Origin of the sequence: Halomonas sp. ND22Bw (assembly GCF_003011945.1) — a bacterium.
Taxonomy (GTDB): Bacteria; Pseudomonadota; Gammaproteobacteria; order Pseudomonadales; family Halomonadaceae; genus Halomonas; species Halomonas halophila.
In genome coordinates, this window is record NZ_PXWD01001619.1 from 1 (window position 1) to 242 (window position 242).

The window sequence follows — 242 nt, forward strand, 5'->3', positions numbered from 1 at the left end:
CGCCCTGGACGCAGGACTACCAGATCTAGCGCGTCGACGACCTGGCCCTGGAGGAGCTGGCCCGCCGCATCGCGGCCGCCCCGCAGACACCGTTCGCCAGGACCACGCGAGCAAAGCTCACCCCCAACGAGGTCGCCGCCCTCCTCGCCAGTGCCGCCAACTGGCTGTGCGTCGGCCAGCAGTTCGGATCACCGAGGCGCTGCTGAACTTCGACGGTAGCGACGAACGGCGCGTCGGCCACC

General features: G+C 70.7%; 1 protein-coding gene. It reads right to left on the reverse strand.

From position 1 onward, the window contains the following. Nucleotides 1–25: 25 nt before the first annotated feature. Nucleotides 26–242 (reverse strand): hypothetical protein (locus CVH10_RS27090; RefSeq protein WP_219925084.1); only part of this gene is annotated, 217 nt, incomplete at its 5' end.